Below are 19726 nucleotides of genomic sequence, written 5' to 3'. Positions count from 1 at the left end.
GTGGCCGGACAAGGGCAGGGCGGCGGGCTACCCAGGCGCGCTCCTTGCTTGACAGGCGACCCAGGATTCCTCCACCAGGAGAGCGAGATGCACGTCCCGACGACGGCGATCCGGCCTCAGCTCGATATTCGCGCCCAGGCGCCCGTGCCCACGAAGCACGGCGTCTTTCAGATGTTGGTGTTCCACTTCGGTGGGACGACGAGCCCCGACCAGGGGCTGTCTCCCGATCACGTCGCGCTCGTCATGGGCGACGTGCGCGGCCGGTCGGACGTGACCCTCCGCGTCCACTCCGAGTGCCTCACGAGCGAGGTGTTCGGCTCCCTCAAGTGCGACTGCCGCGAGCAGCTCGAGGCGGCCCAGGCCGAGATCGGGCGCCGCGGGCTCGGCGTGGTGCTCTACCTCCGGCAGGAGGGGCGCGGCATCGGGCTCGCCAACAAGATCCGGGCGTACCAGCTCCAGGCGTTCGGCCACGACACGGTCGACGCGAACCGCATCCTCGGCCTGCCGGACGACGCCCGCGGCTACGAGCCCGCGGCCGCGATGATCGAGCACCTCGGCATCGAGTCGATCCGGCTCCTCACGAACAATCCCGACAAGGTCGACGCGCTCCGCGCGCTCGGCGTCCGGATCGCCTCGCGCTCGGCGGCCATCGTCCCGGCCAACCCGTTCTCCGCGCCCTACCTCGAGGCGAAGCGCCTCCGGATGGGCCACGTCATCCCGTCGCTGCGGGACGGCGAGGGCGCCGCGGTCGGCGACGCCGAGTAGCCGCGGGGCCTGATTCAGCCCCGCCGCAGCGCCACGGCCGCCGCGCGCTCGAGCACGCGGAACGTGAAGCTCTCGGTGAGGAAGAGCTCGACGACCTGTCTGTCGTGCCCGTCGTAGCCGATGGACAGGTCTTCCCCCACGGTCAGCTCGAAGTCGCCGCCTCGCGTGCTCAGGAGCACGCCGCCTTCGAGCGCGGGCGCCCACACGATCGGCCCGTCGATGAGCTGGCGCTCGATGTGCTTGAGGAGCGGGTACCCGTCCTCCGCGGCCGCGGCCAGCTCGTCGTACGCCTTCGGGCCCAGCGCGAGCGCATAAGGACCGTCGACGCCCGCGGCGCGGAGCACCTCTCTCGCCTCCACCACGGCGCGCGGCCACGCCTCCGGCGCGGGGATCAGCACGGGCTTGTGCGGCGCGACCTCCAGGATCCCTTCGATCCCGGCGGCCGCGAGCCCGTTGAAGATGGCGCCGTCCTCGAAGCGCGCGGCGTGCTCGGCGGCGCGCACGACGTCCTCGATGTTGGGCTCCTGCGCGCCGCGCCCGACGGCGTCCAGCTCGGCGAGCTCGAGGCGGATGGGCGCGCGGAACTCGACGAGCGGCCGCACGAGGCGGACGCCCGCGCTGACCGAGGACCCCTCCTTCCGCTCGAGCGCGCGCAGGCGCCCCGTGTTGACGGCGGCGACCTCCCAGCCGAACGGACCGCGGAAGTCGACGACCTTGCGGCCGGCGAGGTGCAGCTTGAGCACGCGCGTCGCCTCATGATCGATGAGGTCCCACGCGGCGGGGAGGATGGGAGCGAGCTCGCGCTTGAGAAGATCCATGATCATGCCCCCTTCAGGCTCCCGATGCCGAGCGCACCGCTCGGCGCCATGGCGCCGGTCCGCGCCGTGGCGCCGAGCTTCGCCGCCTCCTCGGCCGCTTCCACCTCGGTGATCGGCCCCTGGCTGTTGAGATAGATGTCGATCTTCTCCTGGAAGACGTGATCATTCCGCCGGAGCCACTCGAGGTTCATCATCGCGTGCTCCACCTCCTCCTCGAGGTGGTGGAGCAGCACGGCACGGAGCTCCGCGTCCGAGCACGCCTCGGCGCGCTGCTGGTACCAGTCGATCGCCTCGAGCTCCTCGATCAACGAGACGATCGCGCGGTGCCGTTCCTTGGTCGCCTCCGACAGGAGCTCCGGCAGCTCGTGGTAGTTCTCGCTCGACACGCCGCTTCGTCCTTCTGCCTAGGCGCTCTTTCGCGCCGTTTGCACCTGGAACGCCACGATCTCCGGCTCGACGTTCGAGCGGCCGCAGGCCGCGCACTGGGCCGTGCGCTCCCGCTTCAGGCGCTCGAACTCGGAGAGCGACGCGACCACCTCGAACTCGGCGCCGCAGTCGTTGCACTTGAACTCGTACGTCGGCATGGGGCTCCTGTCCTGCAAATGTGAATTGAATCACATACGCGGGCACAGGCGAGATCCGTGCCCTCCCAGGATTCGAGCCGACCCAGGTTGCAGCCGGACGAGCACGGGTGTCTCCGGCGTCGCGCGAAATGACCTGCGCGGTCGTTGCCGGAGGCCGAGTTACAGCCGCGGCCGGAAGCTCGGGCCGGGTCGCCGATGCGCTCGCGGCGTGCCTCCCGGCGCTGGAAGGTGTGATCTCGACCGGCCGGCCGGTCGCCTCGCTACCGCCCCTCACCGTGCGTGAACAGCACGGCGCCCGCTACTTCTTCGCCGCGTCCTTCAGCCGCGCCTTGAGCCGCGTCGCGTAGCCCTCCTTGTTCTCCTGCTTCACCCGGCCGATCGCCAGCGCCTCGTCCGGCACGTCGCGGGTCACGGTCGTGCCCGTCGCCACGTAGGCGCCGGCGCCGATCTTCACCGGGGCGACGATCTGCGAGTCGCTGCCGATGAAGGCGCCGGCGCCGATCTCGGTCCGGTGCTTCCGGAAGCCGTCGTAGTTGCAGAAGATCGTCCCGGCGCCGACGTTCGCGCCCTCGCCGATGTCGCCGTCGCCGAGGTAGGCGAGGTGGTTCGCCTTCGCGCCCTTCCGGACCACGGTCTTCTTGGTCTCGACGAAGTTGCCGATGTGCGCGTCGGCCTCGATCTGGCTCTCCGGGCGGAGGTGCGAGAACGGCCCGATCTGCGCGCCGGCGCCGATCGACGACTGCGAGGCGACCGTGTACGGCTTCACCGAGGCGCCTGCCTCGACGACCACGTCCGTGAGGACCGAGCCCACGTCGATCCGCGCCCCCGCGCCGACGCGCGTCCGGCCCCGCAGGACCACGGCGTGCTCGATCACGGCGTCCGGCTCGACGGCCACGCCTGCGTCGATGCGGGCGCTCGTGCGGATCGTGACGCCGCTCTTGCGCAGCCGGTCGGCGATGCGGCCGTGGAGCACCTCCTCGGCGGCGGCGAGCTGCGCGCGGTCGTTGATGCCCACGAGCGAGCCGACGTCCCTGGCCACGACCGCCGCGGCGCCGCCGGCCTTCGCCGCCTGCGCGACGATGTCGGTCAGATAGAGCTCACCCTGCGCGTTGTCCGTCGTCAGCCCGGCCAGCGCGCGCCCGAGGAACCCGCTGCGGGCGAGGTACACGCCGGGGTTCACCTCGGTGATCGCGCGCTCCTCGGGGGTCGCGTCCTTGTGCTCGCGGATGCCGATCACGCGGCCCGACGCGTCGCGAAGGATCCTGCCGTACCCCGTCGGATCGGAGACCTCCGCGGTGAGCATCGCGATCGGCGCGTCGCCCGCGCGGTCGAGCGCCCCGCGGAGCTGCGTGAGCTGCTCCGGATCGAGCAGCGGCGTGTCGCCGCACAGGATCAGGACCGCCTCGGAGGTCGCGTCGATGTGCGGCATGGCGCAGCGCACCGCGTCGCCCGTGCCGCGCTGCTGGGCCTGGAGCGCGGTGCGGACCTTCTTCCCCTGGGCGCCGAACGCCTTGTCCAGGGCCGCGGAGACCTCTTCGCGGCCGTGGCCGACGACGACCACGACGTCCGAGGCGCCGGCGGCCAGCGCCGCGTCGACGACGTAATGGAGCATCGGCCGGCCGCAGAGCTCGTGGAGCACCTTCGGTCGGGCGCTCTTCATCCGGGTCCCTTGTCCAGCAGCGAGAACGACAGCGGTGAGCGGGGTGGGTTGGGTCGCCATCGCTCCGCAGCGTATACCCACGAGCCCGCCGCCGTCCCCGTCGCAGCGCAGACCCTGGAGAACGCGCGCTCCGGCGCCACCCACCTGACACCCGCAGGGGCGCCAAGCCCCTACGCACCTGGGGTGGAATCGTCTACCCTGGGGGTAACTGGGGGAGGTTGTCGTCATGCGCAGGCGCGCGCTGGGTTCCTCGGCCGCTGTCGTACTCCGGCTCGTCGCGCTCATCGCGGCCGGCGGGGCGATCGCTTCGTGTCACGAGCCGCTCGACACGACGCGGAAGCCGCCTCCGAAGGTCACGGAGGGCGGCGGGCTGGGCGACGACGTCTTCGGCATGCTCTGCGACCGCGTGGGCGCGTCGAGCCTCCACGAGGACCCCACGGGCGCCTCGTACCAGCGCGTCTGTCACTACGACCGCGAGGGCCGGTACGAGGATGAGGTCGACGTCTCGCTGCTCCCGCCGGTCTCCGGCGAGCGGGCGGAGCAGGCGCGCAGGCTGGGCGTGGCCAAGGTGGAGGCCATGGCGCGGTGGCGCAACGCCCTCGTGGACGCCGTCAACGCCGCGGTGCCGGACATCGAGATCGACAACGTCGCGCCCGGCGAGGGGGGCGGCAAGATCCGGCTGCACGATGCCGTCCTGAGCCTCTCGCAGACCCTGGCGCCGCTCTACGAGACGAACCCGTTCGACGCGGCGGGGCCTGCGGTCCTGCCCGCGTCGACCCGGGGGATCGCCCGGCTCCTGGACGCGCTCATCCACGGCGGCGAGGAGAGCGCGCGGCCGGAGGGACCGGAGGAAGAGAAGGGCGACCAAAAGAGGCAGCGGGAGCGGGCGCCGATCGCCTGCGACCGGGCAGAGGGGCAGGAAACGCCCGTCTGTGCGCTCGCGAGCATCTGGGGGCGCCAGGGCTATCGCTCGGCGGAGGTGGGGCTCGGCATGGCGGGCGCGGCGCTCGCGTACCCCGGGCTGCGCCCGATGACCGTGGCGGCGCTCGACGTGCTCGGCCCCGGCGGCCCGGGGGCGCCCGCGCTCCAGGCGCTGCTCGCCGCCGGCGAGCAGGAGCTGGCCACGCTGTCGCTGCCGGAGCGGGCGCCGCTCGCGATCGACGCCGCCACCGCGCAGCCGAGCCGCCCGCGCACGGCCCTGGAGCTCGCGCAGGCGGCGCTGCTCGCGGAGCACCCCGAGCTCGCCGCGCCGCCGTCGATCTTCATCGCCCGCCGCGATGGGCGCGGGTGGGTCCTCCCCCAGGGGGATGGGGTCCCCGCGCCGTTCGCCGACGCGGACGGCGACGGCCTCGCCGACGTCGACGCGTCCGGCAGGTTCGTGGACCGGACCGGCGCGCCGCTCGCGATCGAACCGCCGTTCGCCATCCCCGGCGTCACCGAGCCGCCGCGGGACCCGTTCGGGGGCCTCTCGCCGGAGCTCTACGCCTACGTCGACACCTCCCGCACCGTCCTCGGCGCGGCGCTGCGGTCGATCGTGCCGCTCGTCGACGGGACCCGGTACGCGGGCAAGGGCGATCCGGAGCCGTGGAAGACCGAGCACGAAGGGCTCATGTACGCGCTCTCCGGCGCGTACCTGCTCTTCGGCGACCGCGAGGAGGCCCGCTACGACGTCCGCCGCGGCAGGCTCGTGCCGTCGGACGAGCGGTGCGACGGCTGCCTGTCGTACCGCCGCTTCCGCGGCGAGGACTCGCCGCTCGCCGACCTCGCGCACGCGGTCGGCCAGGTGCTCGCCGACAAGGACTCGGACGTCCTCCTCCTCACGCTCATCGATCTGCTCGAGAACCGCGAGGCGGAGCTCGCGCGCATGACCGCCGCGGCGCTGCGCATCCGGGACGTCGCCCGCGAGCACGACCGGCTGGCCGCCCAGGGCAAGGAGGCCCCCGCGCGGATCGACGACGAGGCGCCGCTCTGGGACGAGCTCGCGGCGGCGCTCGGCGGGGCCGTGGAGCAGCCGGGGCTCGTGGCGCGCTTGCTCGAGGCGATCGCGGGCGGCGCGCTCCTCACCCCGCACGGCAGCGCGCGGCACGCGGGCGACGCGATCGCGGCGATGCTCACGACCCGCGACCAGTACGCGTACAACCCGTCGGACCTGAACGGCCCGGCCATCAACCTCACGGTCGGGGCGCCGTCGACGGCGGCCCCGAAGACGCCGGTCGACCCGAAGAAGCCGAGGGGCGGCGACAACCGCTCGGGCATGGAGCGGCTGATGCAGCTCATGCACGACACCGCCGGCGTCAGGCAGTGCAACAAGGAGGGCGCCGTGGTGAGCGCCTTCGAGGTCACGGTGCCTTTCGTCGAGTTCGCCGAGTGCGAGCTGTTCCAGATCGACGACCTGGCGGCCTTCTACCTCGACTCGCTCCTCCCCGACGGGGATCCGAAGCGGGCCGAGCTCGAGGTGAAGCCCTCGGCCCTGGCGATGCTCGTGACCGACTCGGTGCTGGTGGACTCCAGCGGCATCGGCGGCCTGACGAGCCACCCCACGCCGGCCGCGCTCAGCCGGCTCATCTACTTCGGGGCGGACTCGGCCAGGTTCCCGGGGCTGCCGGACCTGGATCCTTTCCGGGCCGGCGCGAACCTGACGACGAACCTGTTCATCTCGGGGACGCTCGAGCCGGCCGGCACGATCCATTGCCCCAGGAACGCGCTGGGCGTGAACGAGTGCAGCTCCCCGGAGAACCTGATCCGGGTGCGCCACCCGGGGACGACCTACCTCCTGGAGCAGCTCGGGCTCGCCGCGTACCTGGGCCCCATCGTGAAGGCGTTCGCCGACGTCGACCACGGCACCACCGGCGAGGCGATCCTGACCGATCTCTTCAGCACGGCGTACCGCCACTGGCCGGGCAAGGGGCACGGGCCGGAGTGCATCAAGGCCGGCTCGCCCGAGACCAACACCGCGTACTGCTCGGAGGCAGGGGTCAACAGCTACGAGCCGCTCATGGCCGACGCGCTCCGGGCCGAGGACGTCCTGGCGTCGTCGGTCGCGTTCGCCCGGATGGCGCGCGACACGTCCGTGACCGTGCGGCGCGGCCCCGCGGCAGATCGGCCGCTGACGAAGGCGCAGGTCATCGAGAAGCTCGCGCGCATCCTCTTCAGCACCCGCTACGCCGCCGGCGTGGGCATGGTCGACCGCTGGGGGAAGAAGAAGGCCACGTGGGCGGATGGCCGGGTCCAGGACCAGCTCACCGTGTTCACCCTCCTCGCCGGCGCTCTGAACGGCATCGACGCGCGCTTCGCGCAGCGCAATGCGCCCGACGCCGCCGAGCGAGAGGGCCAGTGGAAGCGCGGCGTGGACGAGCTCGTCGATGCGCTGCTCGCGGTCGAGGGGTCGGGGCCCGAGGCCCGGTTCAAGAACCGCGCGCTCCCGAGGATGGGCGCCCTCGTCCTGCGCGTCCTCCGCGAGCAGCTGAACGCCCACTGCCCCGATCGCGAGACGACGGGGCGGTGCGCCTGGGCGCAGAAGGAGCTCGGCGCCACGGTGAGCGACCTCCTGAGCCATCCGCTGTTCGCCGCCGCCGTCGACGTGATGGAGGCAGTCCGCGCCCACGAGCCGGCGCGGCGTGAGATCGAGCGGTTCCTCACCTACCTGCTCGACGCGGACGCAGCCGGCGCCCCGTTCCAGGTGCTGCCGACGACGCTCGCCGACGGCCTCCAGCTCCTCGCCGACGACGACGCCTTGCGCCGGATCCTGAAGGCCGCGTCGACCGCGCTGACCCCGGCGGGGGGCGCCGGCGGGCCGGGCGCGGCCGACGCGGGGCTCAAGGCGCTGAAGGCGCTCAACGACGATCGCTACGACAGGTATCGCGCGATGGGTCGCGTGCTCCCGGCGCTGGTGACGCCGATGGCGGACGGCCGATCGCCGCTCGACGTGTTCCTCGACGCGTTCGCGGACGTGAACCGCATCGAGGCCGGGAGCGGCGCGCCGCTGACGGCGGAGGACTACCGGCAGCTTTTTGTCTCGGCCAGGGACTTCCTGACGGACGAGACCCGCGGGCTCGAGCAGATCTACGCCATCGTCAAGAACCGGCCGCACGAGTGATCCACGTGCAAACGCCCACGATCCGCGCCGTGCTCTCCGTGGCGTCCGCCGCGGGGGCGCTCCTCCTGCCCGCAGGCGACGCCGGCGCCGCCGGGCTGTACTTCACCGACCGCGGCGTCCGCCCGTCGTCCCGCGGCGGGGCATACATCGCCGGCGGCGACGATCTCGGGGCGATCGCCTACAACCCCGCGGGGGTCTACGAGGCCGGCACCCAGGTCCTGTTCGACGTCGGGCTCTTCGAGTGGCGCAGCCGGCACACGCGCCAGGCGATCGTACGGCAGGTCGACCCGAACACCGGCGAGCCGACGGGCGCGAGCTTCGTGCAGACGATGGCGCCGGTGACCGGCAGCGCGCCGGTGCTGCCGATCCCCACGCTGGCGGCGTCGTTCAAGGTCGATCCGCGGTGGGTCGTCTGGGGCGGGATGTGGGCGCCGTACGCGGCCCTCTCCAGCTATCCGGAGCAGGTGAACGGCATGCCGGCGCCCCAGCGCTACGCGCTGCTCACGCTCGAGGGCTCCGCGCTCGCCCTCGTGGGGGTCGGGGCGGCGTACGCGCCGTCGCCCGAATGGCGCTTCGGCGCCGGGCTCGGCGCGCTGGTCGGCGCGTTCAACAGCCGGATGGTGGTCTCCGGGTGCCTCCCGGAGCGGATGTTCTGCGCGCCCGAAGATCCGGAGTGGGACATCCATTCCGAGCTCAGCGTCGCGCCCATCGTGGCGCCCACCGGCCAGCTCGGGGCGCTCTTCGTCCCGACGCCGCGCTGGCGCGTCGGCCTGGCCTTCCAGCTGCCCATCTGGGTGCGCGCGCCGGCCAAATTCAGGGCGCGGCTCCCGGCGGCGCCCGTCTTCGAGCGCGCCGTCCAGGAGGGCGAGGACGCCGACGTCGCGTTCGACCTGCCGTGGATCCTCCGCGCCGGGGTGGAGGCGCGGGTCGTGGACGACCTGCGCGTGGAGCTCGGGCTCGGCGTCGAGGGCTGGAGCATGCACGACGACATCCTCGTCGAGCCCGACGGCGTGGTGCTCCGGAACGTCGCCGGCTTCCCGGAGGAGTTCCGCGTGCCAGCCGTCTCGTTCCCGCGGCGGTTCGAGAGCTCGCTCTCGGCGAGGCTCGGGGGCGAGTATTCCTTCGATCTCGCGGGCGCGCGGTGGGATCTGCGCGCCGGCGTGAGCCTCGAGCAGAGCGCCGTCCCGCCCGGGTACCTGTCGGTCCTGACGATCGACGCGACGAAGCTGACGACGGCGGCGGGCCTCGGCGTCCACCTCGGCCGGTGGCGCCTCGACGCGAGCTATGCGCACGCGTTCGCCGCGGACGTGAGGGTCGATCCGAGGGAAGCGCGGCTCCCGCAGGTGAGCCCGGTGCGGGCCAATCCGCCGGAGAGCCCGAACACCATCAACGGCGGCGCCTACAGCGCCCGGGCGAACGTCGTCGGGCTCGGCGTCGCTTACACGTTCGAGGCAGCCGGGAGCGGCGTTATCCGGCCCGCAGCTCGCGCAGCCGCTCCGTGAGCCGGGGGCCGTCCAGCCAGCTCAGGTCCTTGTCCACGCTCGTCTCGATGTGGTTACTGACCTGCTTGCTCACCGTGCCGCGGAGCAGGCCGAGGAAGTGCGGCGGCGCGACGAGCACCAGCGTCTCGTAGGCGTGCTCGTTCAGCCCCTTCTCCAGCACCTCCGCGAGCTCCTGGGCGAACTTCTGCTTCTCGACCTCCTTGGGATCGGTGTCGGGGGCCGCACCAGGACGGCCGAGGTACTGACCCCCCGGGCCGCCGCCGGGGCTGGCGTTCCCACCGGAGGTGCCGTTCGGCTTGCGGCCGTGCGCGTCGGCCATCAGATCCCGCACGCGCGCCCGGCTCTCGTCATGGTTGTATGACTCGAGCAGGGTGAAGCCCTTGCCCGCAGGCTCTTCACGATAGAGCTGGGCACGGCTTGCGTCGGAGACCAGGATCCATGTCTTCCGTGCTGCCTTTTTCGCCATAAGCCTCCACGAGGGAATCAACCATTCCCTTTGTCTACGTTAAAGACCGACCCCACGCGGCGCAAGCGGCCGGAGAGCCAAGTCCGATGTAATTCGGCCGGATCGCACCCCGAGAGGCAGGCTCCAGCAGACTCAACAACCTGCGCGCGGCCTGAATTCGTGGAGAGCGAGAGGGGGCGATCGGCTCTCGGGAGGTGGTTGACCGCGAAATACAGTGTTTGGTGTACCGGGTATGTCCAGCGAGCTCGGCCGCGCTCGTTGACCGCGGGTCAACGGAACCGGTCGGTCGCCTCGACCAGCTCGTGCAGGATGCCCGGCTCCATCGCCGAGTGCCCTGCGTCCGCCACGATGCGCAGATCGGACTCGGGGAACGCGCGGTGGAGCGCCCACGCGCTCTCCGGCGGACAGACCACATCGTAGCGGCCCTGCACGATGACGGTCGGGATATGGCGGATCCGGTGCACGTCGTCGAGCAGCTGCGTCTCCGTCGTGAAGAACCCCTTGTTCATGAAATAGTGGCACTCGATCCGGGCGAACGCGAGGGCGAACTCATCACCTGACGTCTTCGCGACGAGCTCATGGTTCGTGAACAGGCAGCTCGTCCGCCCCTCCCAGACGCTCCACGCGCGCGCCGCCCGCTGCTGCAACCCGGGGTCCGGGCTCGTGAGGCGCCGGTGGTACGCCGTGAGCAGGTCGTCCCGCTCGGGCTCGGGGATGAACGCGAGGTACTCCTCCCACGCGTCGGGGAAGATGGCGCTCGCGCCCCGCTGATAGAACCAGTCGAGCTCCTGCTTCCGCAGGAGGAAGATGCCGCGCAGCACGAGCTCCGTCACCCGCTCCGGGTGCCGCTCGGCGTAGGCCAGCGACAGCGTGCTCCCCCACGAGCCGCCGAACACCTGCCAGCGCTCGATCCCGAGGTGCTCGCGGAGCTTCTCCATGTCCTCGACGAGGTGCCAGGTGGTGTTCTCCTCCAGGCACGCGTACGGCGTGCTCCTGCCGCAGCCCCGCTGGTCGAGGAGCACGATCCGGTAGGCGGCCGGGTCGAAGAAGCGCCGCTGCTTCGGCTCCGTGCCGCCCCCGGGGCCGCCGTGCACGAAGACCACCGGTTTGCCGCGCGGATTGCCCGACTCCTCGAAATAGATCTCGTGAAGATCGGAGACGCGCAGCCTCCCGGCGCGGTACGGCTCGATCTCGGGATACAGCGTTCGCCTCCGGGTGCCTGTCGTCGTCATGCCGCTCCCGTTCGTCGGTCGACGTCGCGCGTCGCGCGCGCCGGCGTGTCCAGCGTACGCGAAGGCGCGTCGGGAGGGGAGAGGGCGTGGACGGGGGGGACGGCAGGTCGCGGCGGGGGAGCGGCGGGGGACCGCCGGTCGGGGGGCGCGGGAGGCTCAGCCGGGCCGCGCGGCGTCGCGCGCAGCGGTCTTCTCCGCGCCGCCCACGCCGCCGTAGAGCGCCTCGAGCGCGGGCCCGTACTTCTGGAGCGCCACGCGCCGCTTCAGCTTCAGGGTCGGCGTGAGCATCCCGTTCTCCGCCGTGAAATCCTCGGCCGCGAGGGCGATCTGCTTGATCTTCTCGAAGGACTTGAAATCAGACGCGTACCTGTCGACCTCCGCCTGGACGTGCGCGACCACCCGCGGGTGCTTCAGCATCGCCTCCGTCGACTCGAACGAGAGCCCCTCGGCCCGCGCCCATTCCGTGAGCGCCGCCATCTCGGGCGCGATCACCGCCACGTTGAAGGGGCGGTTGTCGCCGTAGATCATCGCGCCGTTGATCAGCGGAGACAGCTTGATCTTCTCCTCGAGCGGGGCCGGCGCGACGTACTTGCCGTTCTCCAGCTTGTACTGCTCCTTGATGCGGCCCGTGACGAAGAGGTAGCCGTCGTCGTCGAGGTAGCCCAGATCGCCTGTGCGGAAGCCGCCATCCTCCGTGAAGACGGCTTTGTTCTCCTCGTCGCGCTTGTAATAGCCCACCATGACGTTCGGGCCGTAGACGACGATCTCTCCCTGCTTCGGATCGTGCGTCTCCGACCTGTCGATGACGATCTTCACGCCCGGGATCGGCTTGCCCACGCTGCCGAGACGGCGGGCCCCCGGGTAGTTCACGGTGGCGACGGGCGATGTCTCCGTGAGGCCGTAGCCCTCGTAGACGGTGATGCCGAGCGCGTCGACGAACTCGGCCACCTGATAGGCGAGCGCCGCCCCGCCGCTGATGGCGTACTTCAGCTTGCCGCCGATACTGGCGCGTATCTTCGAGAAGATGACGCGGTCCGCCGCGACGAGCGCGAGCCGCTCGACGAGGCCGAGGGGCTCGCCCTTCTGCTTCTTCGTCGCGGCGCGCATCCCGGCGCGGAAGAGGGCCTGGATGACGGCGGGCTTCCCCGCCATCTTCTTCTGCACGCCCTCGTAGATGCGGTTGAAGATCCGCGGGACGCTCATCAGCACGGTGGGGCGCACCTCGCCGAGGTTCGCGAGGATCTTGTCGACCGACTCGCTCAGCGCCATCGACGCGCCCACCGTGATCATCACGTGGAGCTCGCCGGTGTGGCCGAACGAATGGGCCCAAGGTAGGAACGACAGGCTCCGATCGCCGCCGCCGAAGGGGATGAGATCCAGCACCGCGCAGACGTTGGAGGCGATGTTGCCGTGCGACAGGATCACCCCCTTGGGGTTGCCGGTCGTGCCCGACGTGTAGATGAGGCACGCCGTGTCCTTCGATGTCGGCTGGATGACCGGGGCCGGGCTCCTCTCGCCCGCGGCGAGGAGCTCCTTGTACGAGCTGGTCTTCGCCCCGGGGACGCCGTCCCTCGCCCCGTCGGGGTCGAACAGACAGACAACGTGCTTCAGCGAGGGCGCCTTCTCGGCGAGATCCTTGCATTTACCGTAGATCTGCGGCGTGGCGACGATCGCGGCCACGGCCTCGCAATCGTTGATGATGAACGCCCACTCGCTCGGGAGCTGCGCCTCGTACATCGGCACGACGGCGACTCCCATGCTGAAGCAGGCGTAAGCCGACACCGCCCACTCGACGCGGTTGTTGGAGATGAGGGCCACCCGATCCCCCCGCTGGATGCCGAGCGACGCCAGCCCACCGCGGAACCTGGCGACGAGCTGCCCGAACTCCGCATACGTGATCCAGTCCCAGCGGCCATCGGTCTTCGTGCCGAACAGCGGCCGGTGGCCATGAAGCTTCAGCGCGCGATCGAGCAGGTCTACCAGGTTCTCCAGTTTCGCCATCGGTCACCTCCCGACCCGATTGTTAACATGGTACTGCGCCGCGTCAGTGTCCTTTTGGCGGCACGTGGCGCCGGATGTTGTCGCGCCGACGCTGGAGCGGCCCCGCGCGCGTCGATCGGCGCGGGGTCGGCGGTGCCCGCGCGGGGTTGACGATGGGGGGAGCGGGAGCGCTCGCGCGGCGCGCGGCGTCGGGGCTCCTGGCGCGCGAGGTGGCGGCCTCGGGCCCCTTCTGTTAGAGCGTTCATCGCCTCGATGCCCCGGTATTCCATCACGACGTTCGGCTGCCAGATGAACGTGCACGACTCCGAGCGGATGCACGACGTGCTCCGTTGCGCCGGCTACACGGAGGCCGGCAGCGCCGACGAGGCGGACGTGCTCGTGCTCAACACGTGCAGCGTGCGCGAGAAGGCCGAGCAGAAGCTGCGGAGCGAGGTGGGGCGGCTCGCGCGCTGGAAGCGGGAGCGCGCGGACCGGGTGCTCGTCGTGGCGGGCTGCGTGGCGCAGCAGGAGGGGGAGCGCCTCCTCAAGCAGATGCGCGCGATCGACGTCGTGGTGGGGCCCGACAACATCCCGGAGCTGCCCGGCCTGCTCGGCGACCTCGCGATCGGTGGGCTGCCGATCGCGCGCACGGTGTTCGACCTCGACGCGCCCCGGTTCCTCGTCGCGTCGCCGCCGTCGCCCTCCTCCTCCTCGCCGCGCGCCGCGCCGACGGCGTTCGTGACCGTCATGAAGGGCTGCGACGAGCGCTGCTCGTTCTGCATCGTCCCCCACACCCGCGGGCCGGAGCGGTACCGGCCGAGCGACGAGATCGTCGCCGAGATCGCGGCGCTCGTGGCCGCGGGGACGCGCGAGGTCACGCTGCTCGGCCAGACGGTGAACAGCTACCGCGACCCGCTCGGCGCGCTGCCGCGGGCCCCGGGCGCGAGCGCGGACGACCCGGACGAGAGCGAGTTCGCGGCGCTGCTCCGGCGCGTCGCGGCCGACGTCCCCGGCCTCGCGCGCCTGCGCTACACGAGCCCGCACCCGCGGCACCTCACGCCCTCGCTCGTCCTCGCCCACGCCGAGCTCCCGGTGCTGCCGCGCCACGTGCACATGCCGGTGCAGTCGGGCAGCGATCGGGTCCTCCGGCGGATGATCCGCCGCTACACGCGCGCCGAGTACGTCGCGCGGACGCGGGCGCTCGTCGAGGCGGTCCCGGGCCTGACGCTCTCGACCGACATCATCGTCGGCTTCCCGGGCGAGACGGAGGACGACTTCGCGGCGACGCTGTCGCTCGTGCGCGAGGTCGGGTTCAAGGGGCTGTTCGGCTTCAAGTACTCGCGCCGGCCGCACACGCCCGCGCTGAAGCTGCCGGACGACGTGCCCGAGGGCGTGAAGGGCGAGCGGCTCGCGCGCCTGTTCGAGCAGAGCGAGGCGCTGCTCGCCGCCCACCTGTCGGCCCTCGTGGGGACGACGCAGGAGGTGCTCGTCGAGGGGCGCGACAAGGAGCGCGGTCACGGCGGAGCCGGCGGCGCGCTCTGGTCCGGCCGGACGGGGCGCCACGAGATTGCGCACATCGACGGCGCCGGGGAGCTCGATCTGCTCGGCGAGGTCGTCGAGGTCTCGATCGCGCGGGCGAACAAGCACTCGCTGCAGGCCGAGCTCACCGAGGCGGCGCGCGCCGCGGCCCGGCCGCGGCAGCGGGGCGGCCTGGAGCCGCGGCCCGCCCGGCGCTCGCTGCCGGTGGTCGCCGCCGAGGGCGGCTGAGGTGGCGCTCGTCCTCGACCTCGGCGGGGTGTCCCCGCGGCTCGGGCGCGACGTGTTCCTCGCGCCGAACGCGACGGTGATCGGCGACGTCGAGCTCGGCGACGAGGCGAGCGTGTGGTTCGGCGCGGTGCTGCGCGGGGACATCGGCGCGATCCGCGTCGGCCCGCGGACCAACGTGCAGGATCTCGCGTGCCTGCACCTGACGGGCGGCGTCTCGCAGACGATCGTCGGCGCCGACGTGACCATCGGGCACAGCGCGATCCTCCACGGCTGCCGCGTCGGGGACGGGTGCCTGATCGGGATGGGCAGCATCGTGCTCGACAACGTCGAGATCGGCGAGCGCTCGGTGATCGCGGCGGGCGCGGTGGTGCCGCCGGGGCGGGTGATCCCGCCGCGCTCGATGGTGCGCGGCAACCCGGCCCGGGTGGTGGGCGAGGTGCGGCCGGACCAGGCCGAGCTCGGGAAGCTGGGCGCCGCGGGCTACGTGGAGAACGCGCGGCGCTTCCGGGCGGCGCTCGCCGGGGAGGCCGTCGAGCCGCCGGAGGTCGCGGCGCGCTTGGTGATGCGAGAGGTGAGGAAGCCATGAACATCACGGTGAACGGGGAAGCGCGCGACGTGCCGGCGGCGCTCACGGTGCGGAGGCTCGTCGAGCTGCTCGGGCTGACCGAGGGGCCGGTGGCGGTGGAGCGCAACGGCGAGGTGGTGCCACGCGCCGAGCACACGGCCGCCGAGCTCGCCGAGGGGGACGTGATCGAGATCGTCCATTTCGTCGGCGGCGGCTGAGATCGCCTCGGCGATCTTGGCGTTCTGACGGTTTTTTCTCTTCTCAACGGTCTAGCGATCTTCCAGATCGTCCGCGATCCGGCTACCATGGCGAGCTGCCGTGGATACGAGGGCCCTCGTTCTGGTCTTGGCGCTCGGCGGGTCGGCCGGCGTGGGTGCCGCCATGGGGGTGCGCCATGTGTTGCCGGCCTCTCCGGTGGTCCGCGGCCTCTCGGTCGGCGAGCGCTTCCTGCCGGACGGCGCCGCGCCGGCGGCCTGGCTCGCGGCGCGGCGTGACGCGCTTCGCGAGCGCGTGGTCCGGCTGCGCCACGACGACGTGGAGCTCACCGCCACCCTCCGTGAGGCGGGCGTCGAGGTCGACGTCGACGAGACGCTCGCGGCGGCGCAGCGCGTCGGGCACGAGGGGCCCTGGGCGCGGCGGCTCCGCGAGGCCCGAGGGGCGCGGCGCGGCGAGATCGACGTGCCGCTCGCCTGGGCCGTCGATGAGCCGCGGGCGCGGGTGTTCCTCGAGCAGCTCGCTCCGCAGATCTACCGGGCGCCCGTGGACGCGCGGCTCGACCTCGCGAACCGGCGCAAGATCCCGGAGCAGGCCGGCCGGGCGCTCGATGTCGACGCCTCCCTCGCGGCGCTGCGGGCCGGGGAGCACGGCGACGAGGAGCTCATCGAGCTCGCCGTCCGGCAGATCTTGCCGCAGGTCGTCGTCGCCGACCTGGTGAGCGTCGACGTCACCAGGGTCGTCGCGGCCTACGAGACGAAGTTCAAGCAGCACGGCAAGGAGGCGGGGCGCGCCCGCAACATCAGGAACGCCGCCTCCAAGATCGACGGCACCATCCTGGCCCCGGGCGATACCTTCTCGTTCAACGCCCATGTCGGCCCCCGGACGGCCAAGAACGGGTTCACGATCGCCCCGGAGATCCTGGGGGACGAGACCGTCCCCGGCTACGGCGGGGGGACGTGTCAGGTCTCGAGCACGCTCTACGCCGCGTCGCTCTTCGGCGCGCTCGACACGCCGGACCGCCAGAGCCACTCCCGCCCGAGCGCCTACATCCCCATGGGGCTCGACGCGATGGTGACCTACCCGGAGTCGGACCTGAAGATCAAGAACACGCTCCCGTTCCCGATCATGATCCACGCGTATCTCCCCGAGCCGACGGTGCTCCGCGTCGAGATCCTGGGCGGAGACCCCGTGGCGGAGGTCGAACACCACGTCTCGGCGGAGCACACCGACGATTTCATCCGGCGCATCTACGTGAAGTCCGAGCTCGCCGAGGGCAAGGTGAAGCGCCACCAGAAGGGCTCGTGCGGCTACGACGTGAGGTCCTTTGTCACCGTCCGTTACAAGGACGGCAGGGCCTCGGAGCGCAGCTATTCGAGCGAGTACAGGCCCGCGCCAGAGGTGTTCTGGGTCGCGCCCGACTATGACCCGCAGGCGCTGCCGGCGCTCTCCGAGCACGCGAAGGCGGTGGAAGAGCTCCGCGAGGGGGAGTCCCCCGCCGAGGCCCCCGCTGCGGCGGGGCAGGGCGGCGCCTACTCGATGTGAGCCCGTTCGAGGGCGCCGGACCCCTCGAACGCCGGCGCGACGGCAAGGACATTGGCTGTCCGCGCGCCCCTGGCGTCGCTTGACCAGGAATCGTCCTCAGGGGAAACTCTGTGTCCATGGCGGCGGGCGGCGCCCCTCTGTGCGCGGCCGATGCGCCGAGGATCGCCTGCTGCCAGGGACGACGACGGGCGTGATCTTCGCTTAGCTTAACTTCGCTGCTCGCGACGACAGACTCATGATGATCGTCATCTTCTTCTGGCTCGCTCAACGCGGCCGGCGCGCGAGCTCGGCCATGAGGCCGAAGAGCTCGATCGGGCCCGGCGAGGGGAGCTTCCCGCCGCTGAACTCGCGGTAGAGCGTGTGCACGTTGACCACGATGCGCTCGGCGTCGCTCCAGCTCGCGTAGTCGGCGAGCGCGATGTCGCGGGCGGCGTCCGCCGGGGGCATGCCGGCGTCGTAGCGGCGCCGGGCCTCGTCGCGGATGTACACGAGATAGTCGCGGACCGCGCGCACTCCCGCGCGATCCGTGATGGGGCCATGCCCGGGCACGATGACGTCGACGTCGGCCGCGAGGAGGATGTCGCAGGCCTTGAGCCAGTTGCCGACGGGCCCTGCCCACATGATCGGCGTCGCGTCGATGAAGAGGACGTCTCCCGTGTAGATCACCCGGTCCGCCGGCACGTGCACCAGCAGATCGCCCTTCGTGTGCGAGGGGCCCACCTCGATGAGGCGGACCTCCTTGCCCCCGACCGCGACGGTCAGCTCCCCGTCGAACACCCGGGTCGGCGGCGTGGGGGCGATCCCGTCGAAGTCGAAGGCGCCGAAGCAGTGGACGAGGTACTCGCCCAGCGCGCCCGCGGCGCCGCTGCGCGCCTGTCGCATCAGCATGGCCAGCATCGGCGCGGGGACCTCGTCCATCTCGGCGGCGCCGGCGCGCGTGGCGATGAGGGTCGCGCCCTCGACGAGCGCGTTGCCGTAGCAATGGTCGCCGTTCGCGTGGGTGTTCACGACGGTGCCTATCCGCGCCGCGGCGGGGGCCGCCGCGCGCATGGCGTCGAGCATCTCGCGCGTGCGCTTCAGGTCGAAGAGCGTGTCGACGAGCAGGGCCTCGCCGTCCGAGGTGACGAGCCCCGCGTTGCTGAGGCCCCAGGTTCCGGCCGGCTGGAGATAGGCAAAGCAGCCATTGCCGATGTCCTCCAGCCCTCGTTCATACCGCCATCGGCTCATGGCCACTCCCTCGTTCCCGGGCGCCGCCCGGCGCTTCTCCGAGCCTCGAAGGTAGGCCATCCGCTGGCCGCCATGGAATCGAAATCAACCCCCGCACGCCGCCGTGAGCGAGGGGGCCCGGGGGATTGGTCAGGAGGCGGTCGCGGTCGTCGTCACCACGCGTAGGCCTCCGGCGCCTCGCCGCCGGGGCCGGGGAACATCGCGTCGAGCCGCCCGAGGTGCTCCGGCGTCAGCGTGATCTCGAGGGCGCGCAGGCTCCCGTCGAGCTGCTCGGCGGTGCGCGGGCCGAGGATGGGCGACGTCACGACGGGGTTCCGGAGCAGCCAGGCCACAGCCACGTCGGCGGGCCGCTCTCCGATCTCGGCGCAGAACGCCTCGTACGCCTCCAGCTTGGCGCGGTTCTTCTCGATGCGCGCCTGCGCGTCGGCCGAAGAGCGCCGGCCCTCGCGCGCCTTCTGGAGGGCGCCGCCGAGCAGCCCGCCGGCGAGCGGGCTCCAGGGCAGGACGGCGAGGCCGAGCGCGCGGCACGCGGGCAGGACCTCCAGCTCGACGGTGCGCGCGTTGAGGTTGTACAGGCTCTGCTCCGAGACGAGGCCGAGGAAGTGCCGCTGCGCCGCGAGGCCGTTCGCCTGCGCGATCTGCCATCCAGCGAAGTTGCTGCTGCCGACATAGAGGACCTTCCCCTCGCGGACGAGCTGCTCCATCGCCTGCCAGATCTCGTCCCAGGGCGTCTCACGGTCGATGTGGTGCATCTGGTAGAGGTCGATATGGTCTGTCTGCAGGCGGCGCAGGCTCGCCTCGCAGGCGCGCCGGATGTGATAGGCCGAGAGCCTCCTGTCGTTCGGCCCATCGCCCATGAGGCCGTAGACCTTCGTGGCGAGCACGATGCGGTCCCGGCGCCCGTCGCCCTGGGCGATCCAGCGCCCGACGATCTGCTCGGTGATCCCCTCTCCGCGCTTTCGCCCGTAGACGTTGGCTGTGTCGAAGAAGTTGATCCCGTGTCCGAGCGCTCGGTCCATGATGGCGAAGCTGTCGGGCTCGCTGGTCTCCGGGCCGAAGTTCATCGTGCCGAGGCAGAGGGGGCTGACCTTCAGGCCGGTGCGTCCGAGATTGCGGTAGTCCATGGCGCCGGAGGGTAGCAACGCGCTCCGCGGGCCGTCCACGCCCCAGGGCGGAACGCGTCGTAGGGTTTCGCCGGAGTCGCGCCGTCATGAGCCGGCCCGGCGGGCGGCGGCGCGCGGCGTGTGGCGCGCGACAGGCGCCGCGCGCCGCGCCGGACACCTTGTCGCGGCGTGGCGGCGGCGCG

Annotated in this window: 16 protein-coding genes; 7 read left to right on the top strand and 9 right to left on the bottom strand. The window is 71.9% G+C overall.

Annotation, left to right across the window (positions count from 1 at the left end):
• Window positions 1-87: 87 nt before the first annotated feature.
• The gene (gene ribA, locus WME82_RS28900; RefSeq protein WP_012237912.1) at window positions 88-765 is read left to right on the top strand and encodes a GTP cyclohydrolase II; all 678 of its coding nucleotides are present in this window, start codon (window positions 88-90) and stop codon (window positions 763-765) included.
• A gap of 14 nt (window positions 766-779) precedes the next feature.
• Here ribA and WME82_RS28895 read toward each other — a convergent pair whose 3' ends face one another.
• The 4 genes from WME82_RS28895 to glmU all read right to left on the bottom strand — a co-directional run bounded on the left by WME82_RS28895 (window position 780) and on the right by glmU (window position 3887).
• Window positions 780-1583 carry a family 1 encapsulin nanocompartment shell protein gene (locus WME82_RS28895; protein ID WP_437911694.1) on the bottom strand — a complete coding sequence of 268 codons (804 nt, stop codon included), beginning with the start codon at window positions 1581-1583 and terminating at the stop codon, window positions 780-782.
• Between the two features lie 2 nt (window positions 1584-1585).
• Entirely contained in the window at window positions 1586-1969 is a 384-nt protein-coding gene (locus WME82_RS28890; RefSeq protein WP_438037926.1) for an encapsulin-associated ferritin-like protein, read from the bottom strand.
• Between the two features lie 18 nt (window positions 1970-1987).
• Complete coding sequence (locus WME82_RS28885) at window positions 1988-2167, bottom strand: FmdB family zinc ribbon protein (protein ID WP_438037925.1); 180 nt, start codon at window positions 2165-2167, stop codon at window positions 1988-1990.
• 298 nt (window positions 2168-2465) lie between these two features.
• A complete protein-coding gene (glmU, locus tag WME82_RS28880) occupies window positions 2466-3887 on the bottom strand; it encodes a bifunctional UDP-N-acetylglucosamine diphosphorylase/glucosamine-1-phosphate N-acetyltransferase GlmU (protein WP_438037924.1) in 1422 nt (473 codons plus the stop codon).
• A gap of 166 nt (window positions 3888-4053) precedes the next feature.
• Between glmU and WME82_RS28875 the strand changes: the two genes are divergently transcribed.
• Both WME82_RS28875 and WME82_RS28870 read left to right on the top strand, forming a co-directional pair.
• Window positions 4054-7923, top strand: coding sequence for a hypothetical protein (locus WME82_RS28875; protein ID WP_438037923.1), 3870 nt, complete (start codon window positions 4054-4056; stop codon window positions 7921-7923).
• Window positions 7924-7928: 5 nt separating this feature from the next.
• The gene (locus WME82_RS28870; protein WP_437850253.1) at window positions 7929-9425 is read left to right on the top strand and encodes an OmpP1/FadL family transporter; all 1497 of its coding nucleotides are present in this window, start codon (window positions 7929-7931) and stop codon (window positions 9423-9425) included.
• Here the strand turns inward: WME82_RS28870 and WME82_RS28865 are convergent.
• From WME82_RS28865 to WME82_RS28855, 3 genes are all read right to left on the bottom strand, one after another.
• Complete coding sequence (locus WME82_RS28865) at window positions 9391-9891, bottom strand: host attachment protein (RefSeq protein ID WP_437739727.1); 501 nt, start codon at window positions 9889-9891, stop codon at window positions 9391-9393. The two genes, WME82_RS28870 and WME82_RS28865, sit on opposite strands and share 35 nt — an antisense overlap.
• 269 nt (window positions 9892-10160) lie before the next feature.
• Entirely contained in the window at window positions 10161-11123 is a 963-nt protein-coding gene (pip, locus tag WME82_RS28860) for a prolyl aminopeptidase (RefSeq protein ID WP_438037922.1), read from the bottom strand.
• Between the two features lie 156 nt (window positions 11124-11279).
• Window positions 11280-13124 (bottom strand): AMP-dependent synthetase/ligase, encoded by a 1845-nt coding sequence (locus tag WME82_RS28855; RefSeq protein WP_438037921.1) that lies wholly within the window; start codon window positions 13122-13124, stop codon window positions 11280-11282.
• 252 nt (window positions 13125-13376) lie between these two features.
• Here WME82_RS28855 and miaB point away from each other — a divergent pair, with 252 nt between their 5' ends.
• The 4 genes from miaB (at window position 13377) to WME82_RS28835 (ending at window position 17193) form a co-directional block, all read left to right on the top strand.
• Window positions 13377-14870 carry a tRNA (N6-isopentenyl adenosine(37)-C2)-methylthiotransferase MiaB gene (gene miaB / locus WME82_RS28850; RefSeq protein WP_438037920.1) on the top strand — a complete coding sequence of 498 codons (1494 nt, stop codon included), beginning with the start codon at window positions 13377-13379 and terminating at the stop codon, window positions 14868-14870.
• A gap of 1 nt (window position 14871) precedes the next feature.
• Window positions 14872-15456, top strand: a complete 585-nt coding sequence (locus WME82_RS28845) for a gamma carbonic anhydrase family protein (protein ID WP_437850250.1) — start codon at window positions 14872-14874, stop codon at window positions 15454-15456.
• Window positions 15453-15653, top strand: a complete 201-nt coding sequence (gene thiS / locus WME82_RS28840) for a sulfur carrier protein ThiS (protein WP_437850249.1) — start codon at window positions 15453-15455, stop codon at window positions 15651-15653. The genes WME82_RS28845 and thiS overlap by 4 nt, the downstream gene beginning before the upstream one ends.
• A 163-nt stretch (window positions 15654-15816) precedes the next feature.
• Window positions 15817-17193, top strand: a complete 1377-nt coding sequence (locus WME82_RS28835; RefSeq protein ID WP_438037919.1) for a VanW family protein — start codon at window positions 15817-15819, stop codon at window positions 17191-17193.
• Between the two features lie 264 nt (window positions 17194-17457).
• Here the strand turns inward: WME82_RS28835 and WME82_RS28830 are convergent, their stop codons facing one another.
• A complete protein-coding gene (locus WME82_RS28830) occupies window positions 17458-18420 on the bottom strand; it encodes an MBL fold metallo-hydrolase (protein ID WP_438037918.1) in 963 nt (320 codons plus the stop codon).
• Between the two features lie 152 nt (window positions 18421-18572).
• On the bottom strand, window positions 18573-19544 hold the full coding sequence (locus WME82_RS28825; protein WP_437739720.1) for an aldo/keto reductase: 972 nt from the start codon (window positions 19542-19544) through the stop codon (window positions 18573-18575).
• Window positions 19545-19726: the final 182 nt, after the last annotated feature.

The sequence above is a fragment of the Sorangium sp. So ce128 genome (assembly GCF_051525245.1).
Taxonomy (GTDB): domain Bacteria; phylum Myxococcota_A; class Polyangia; order Polyangiales; family Polyangiaceae; genus Sorangium; species Sorangium cellulosum_B.
This window is presented reverse-complemented; position numbering and strand designations above follow the sequence as displayed.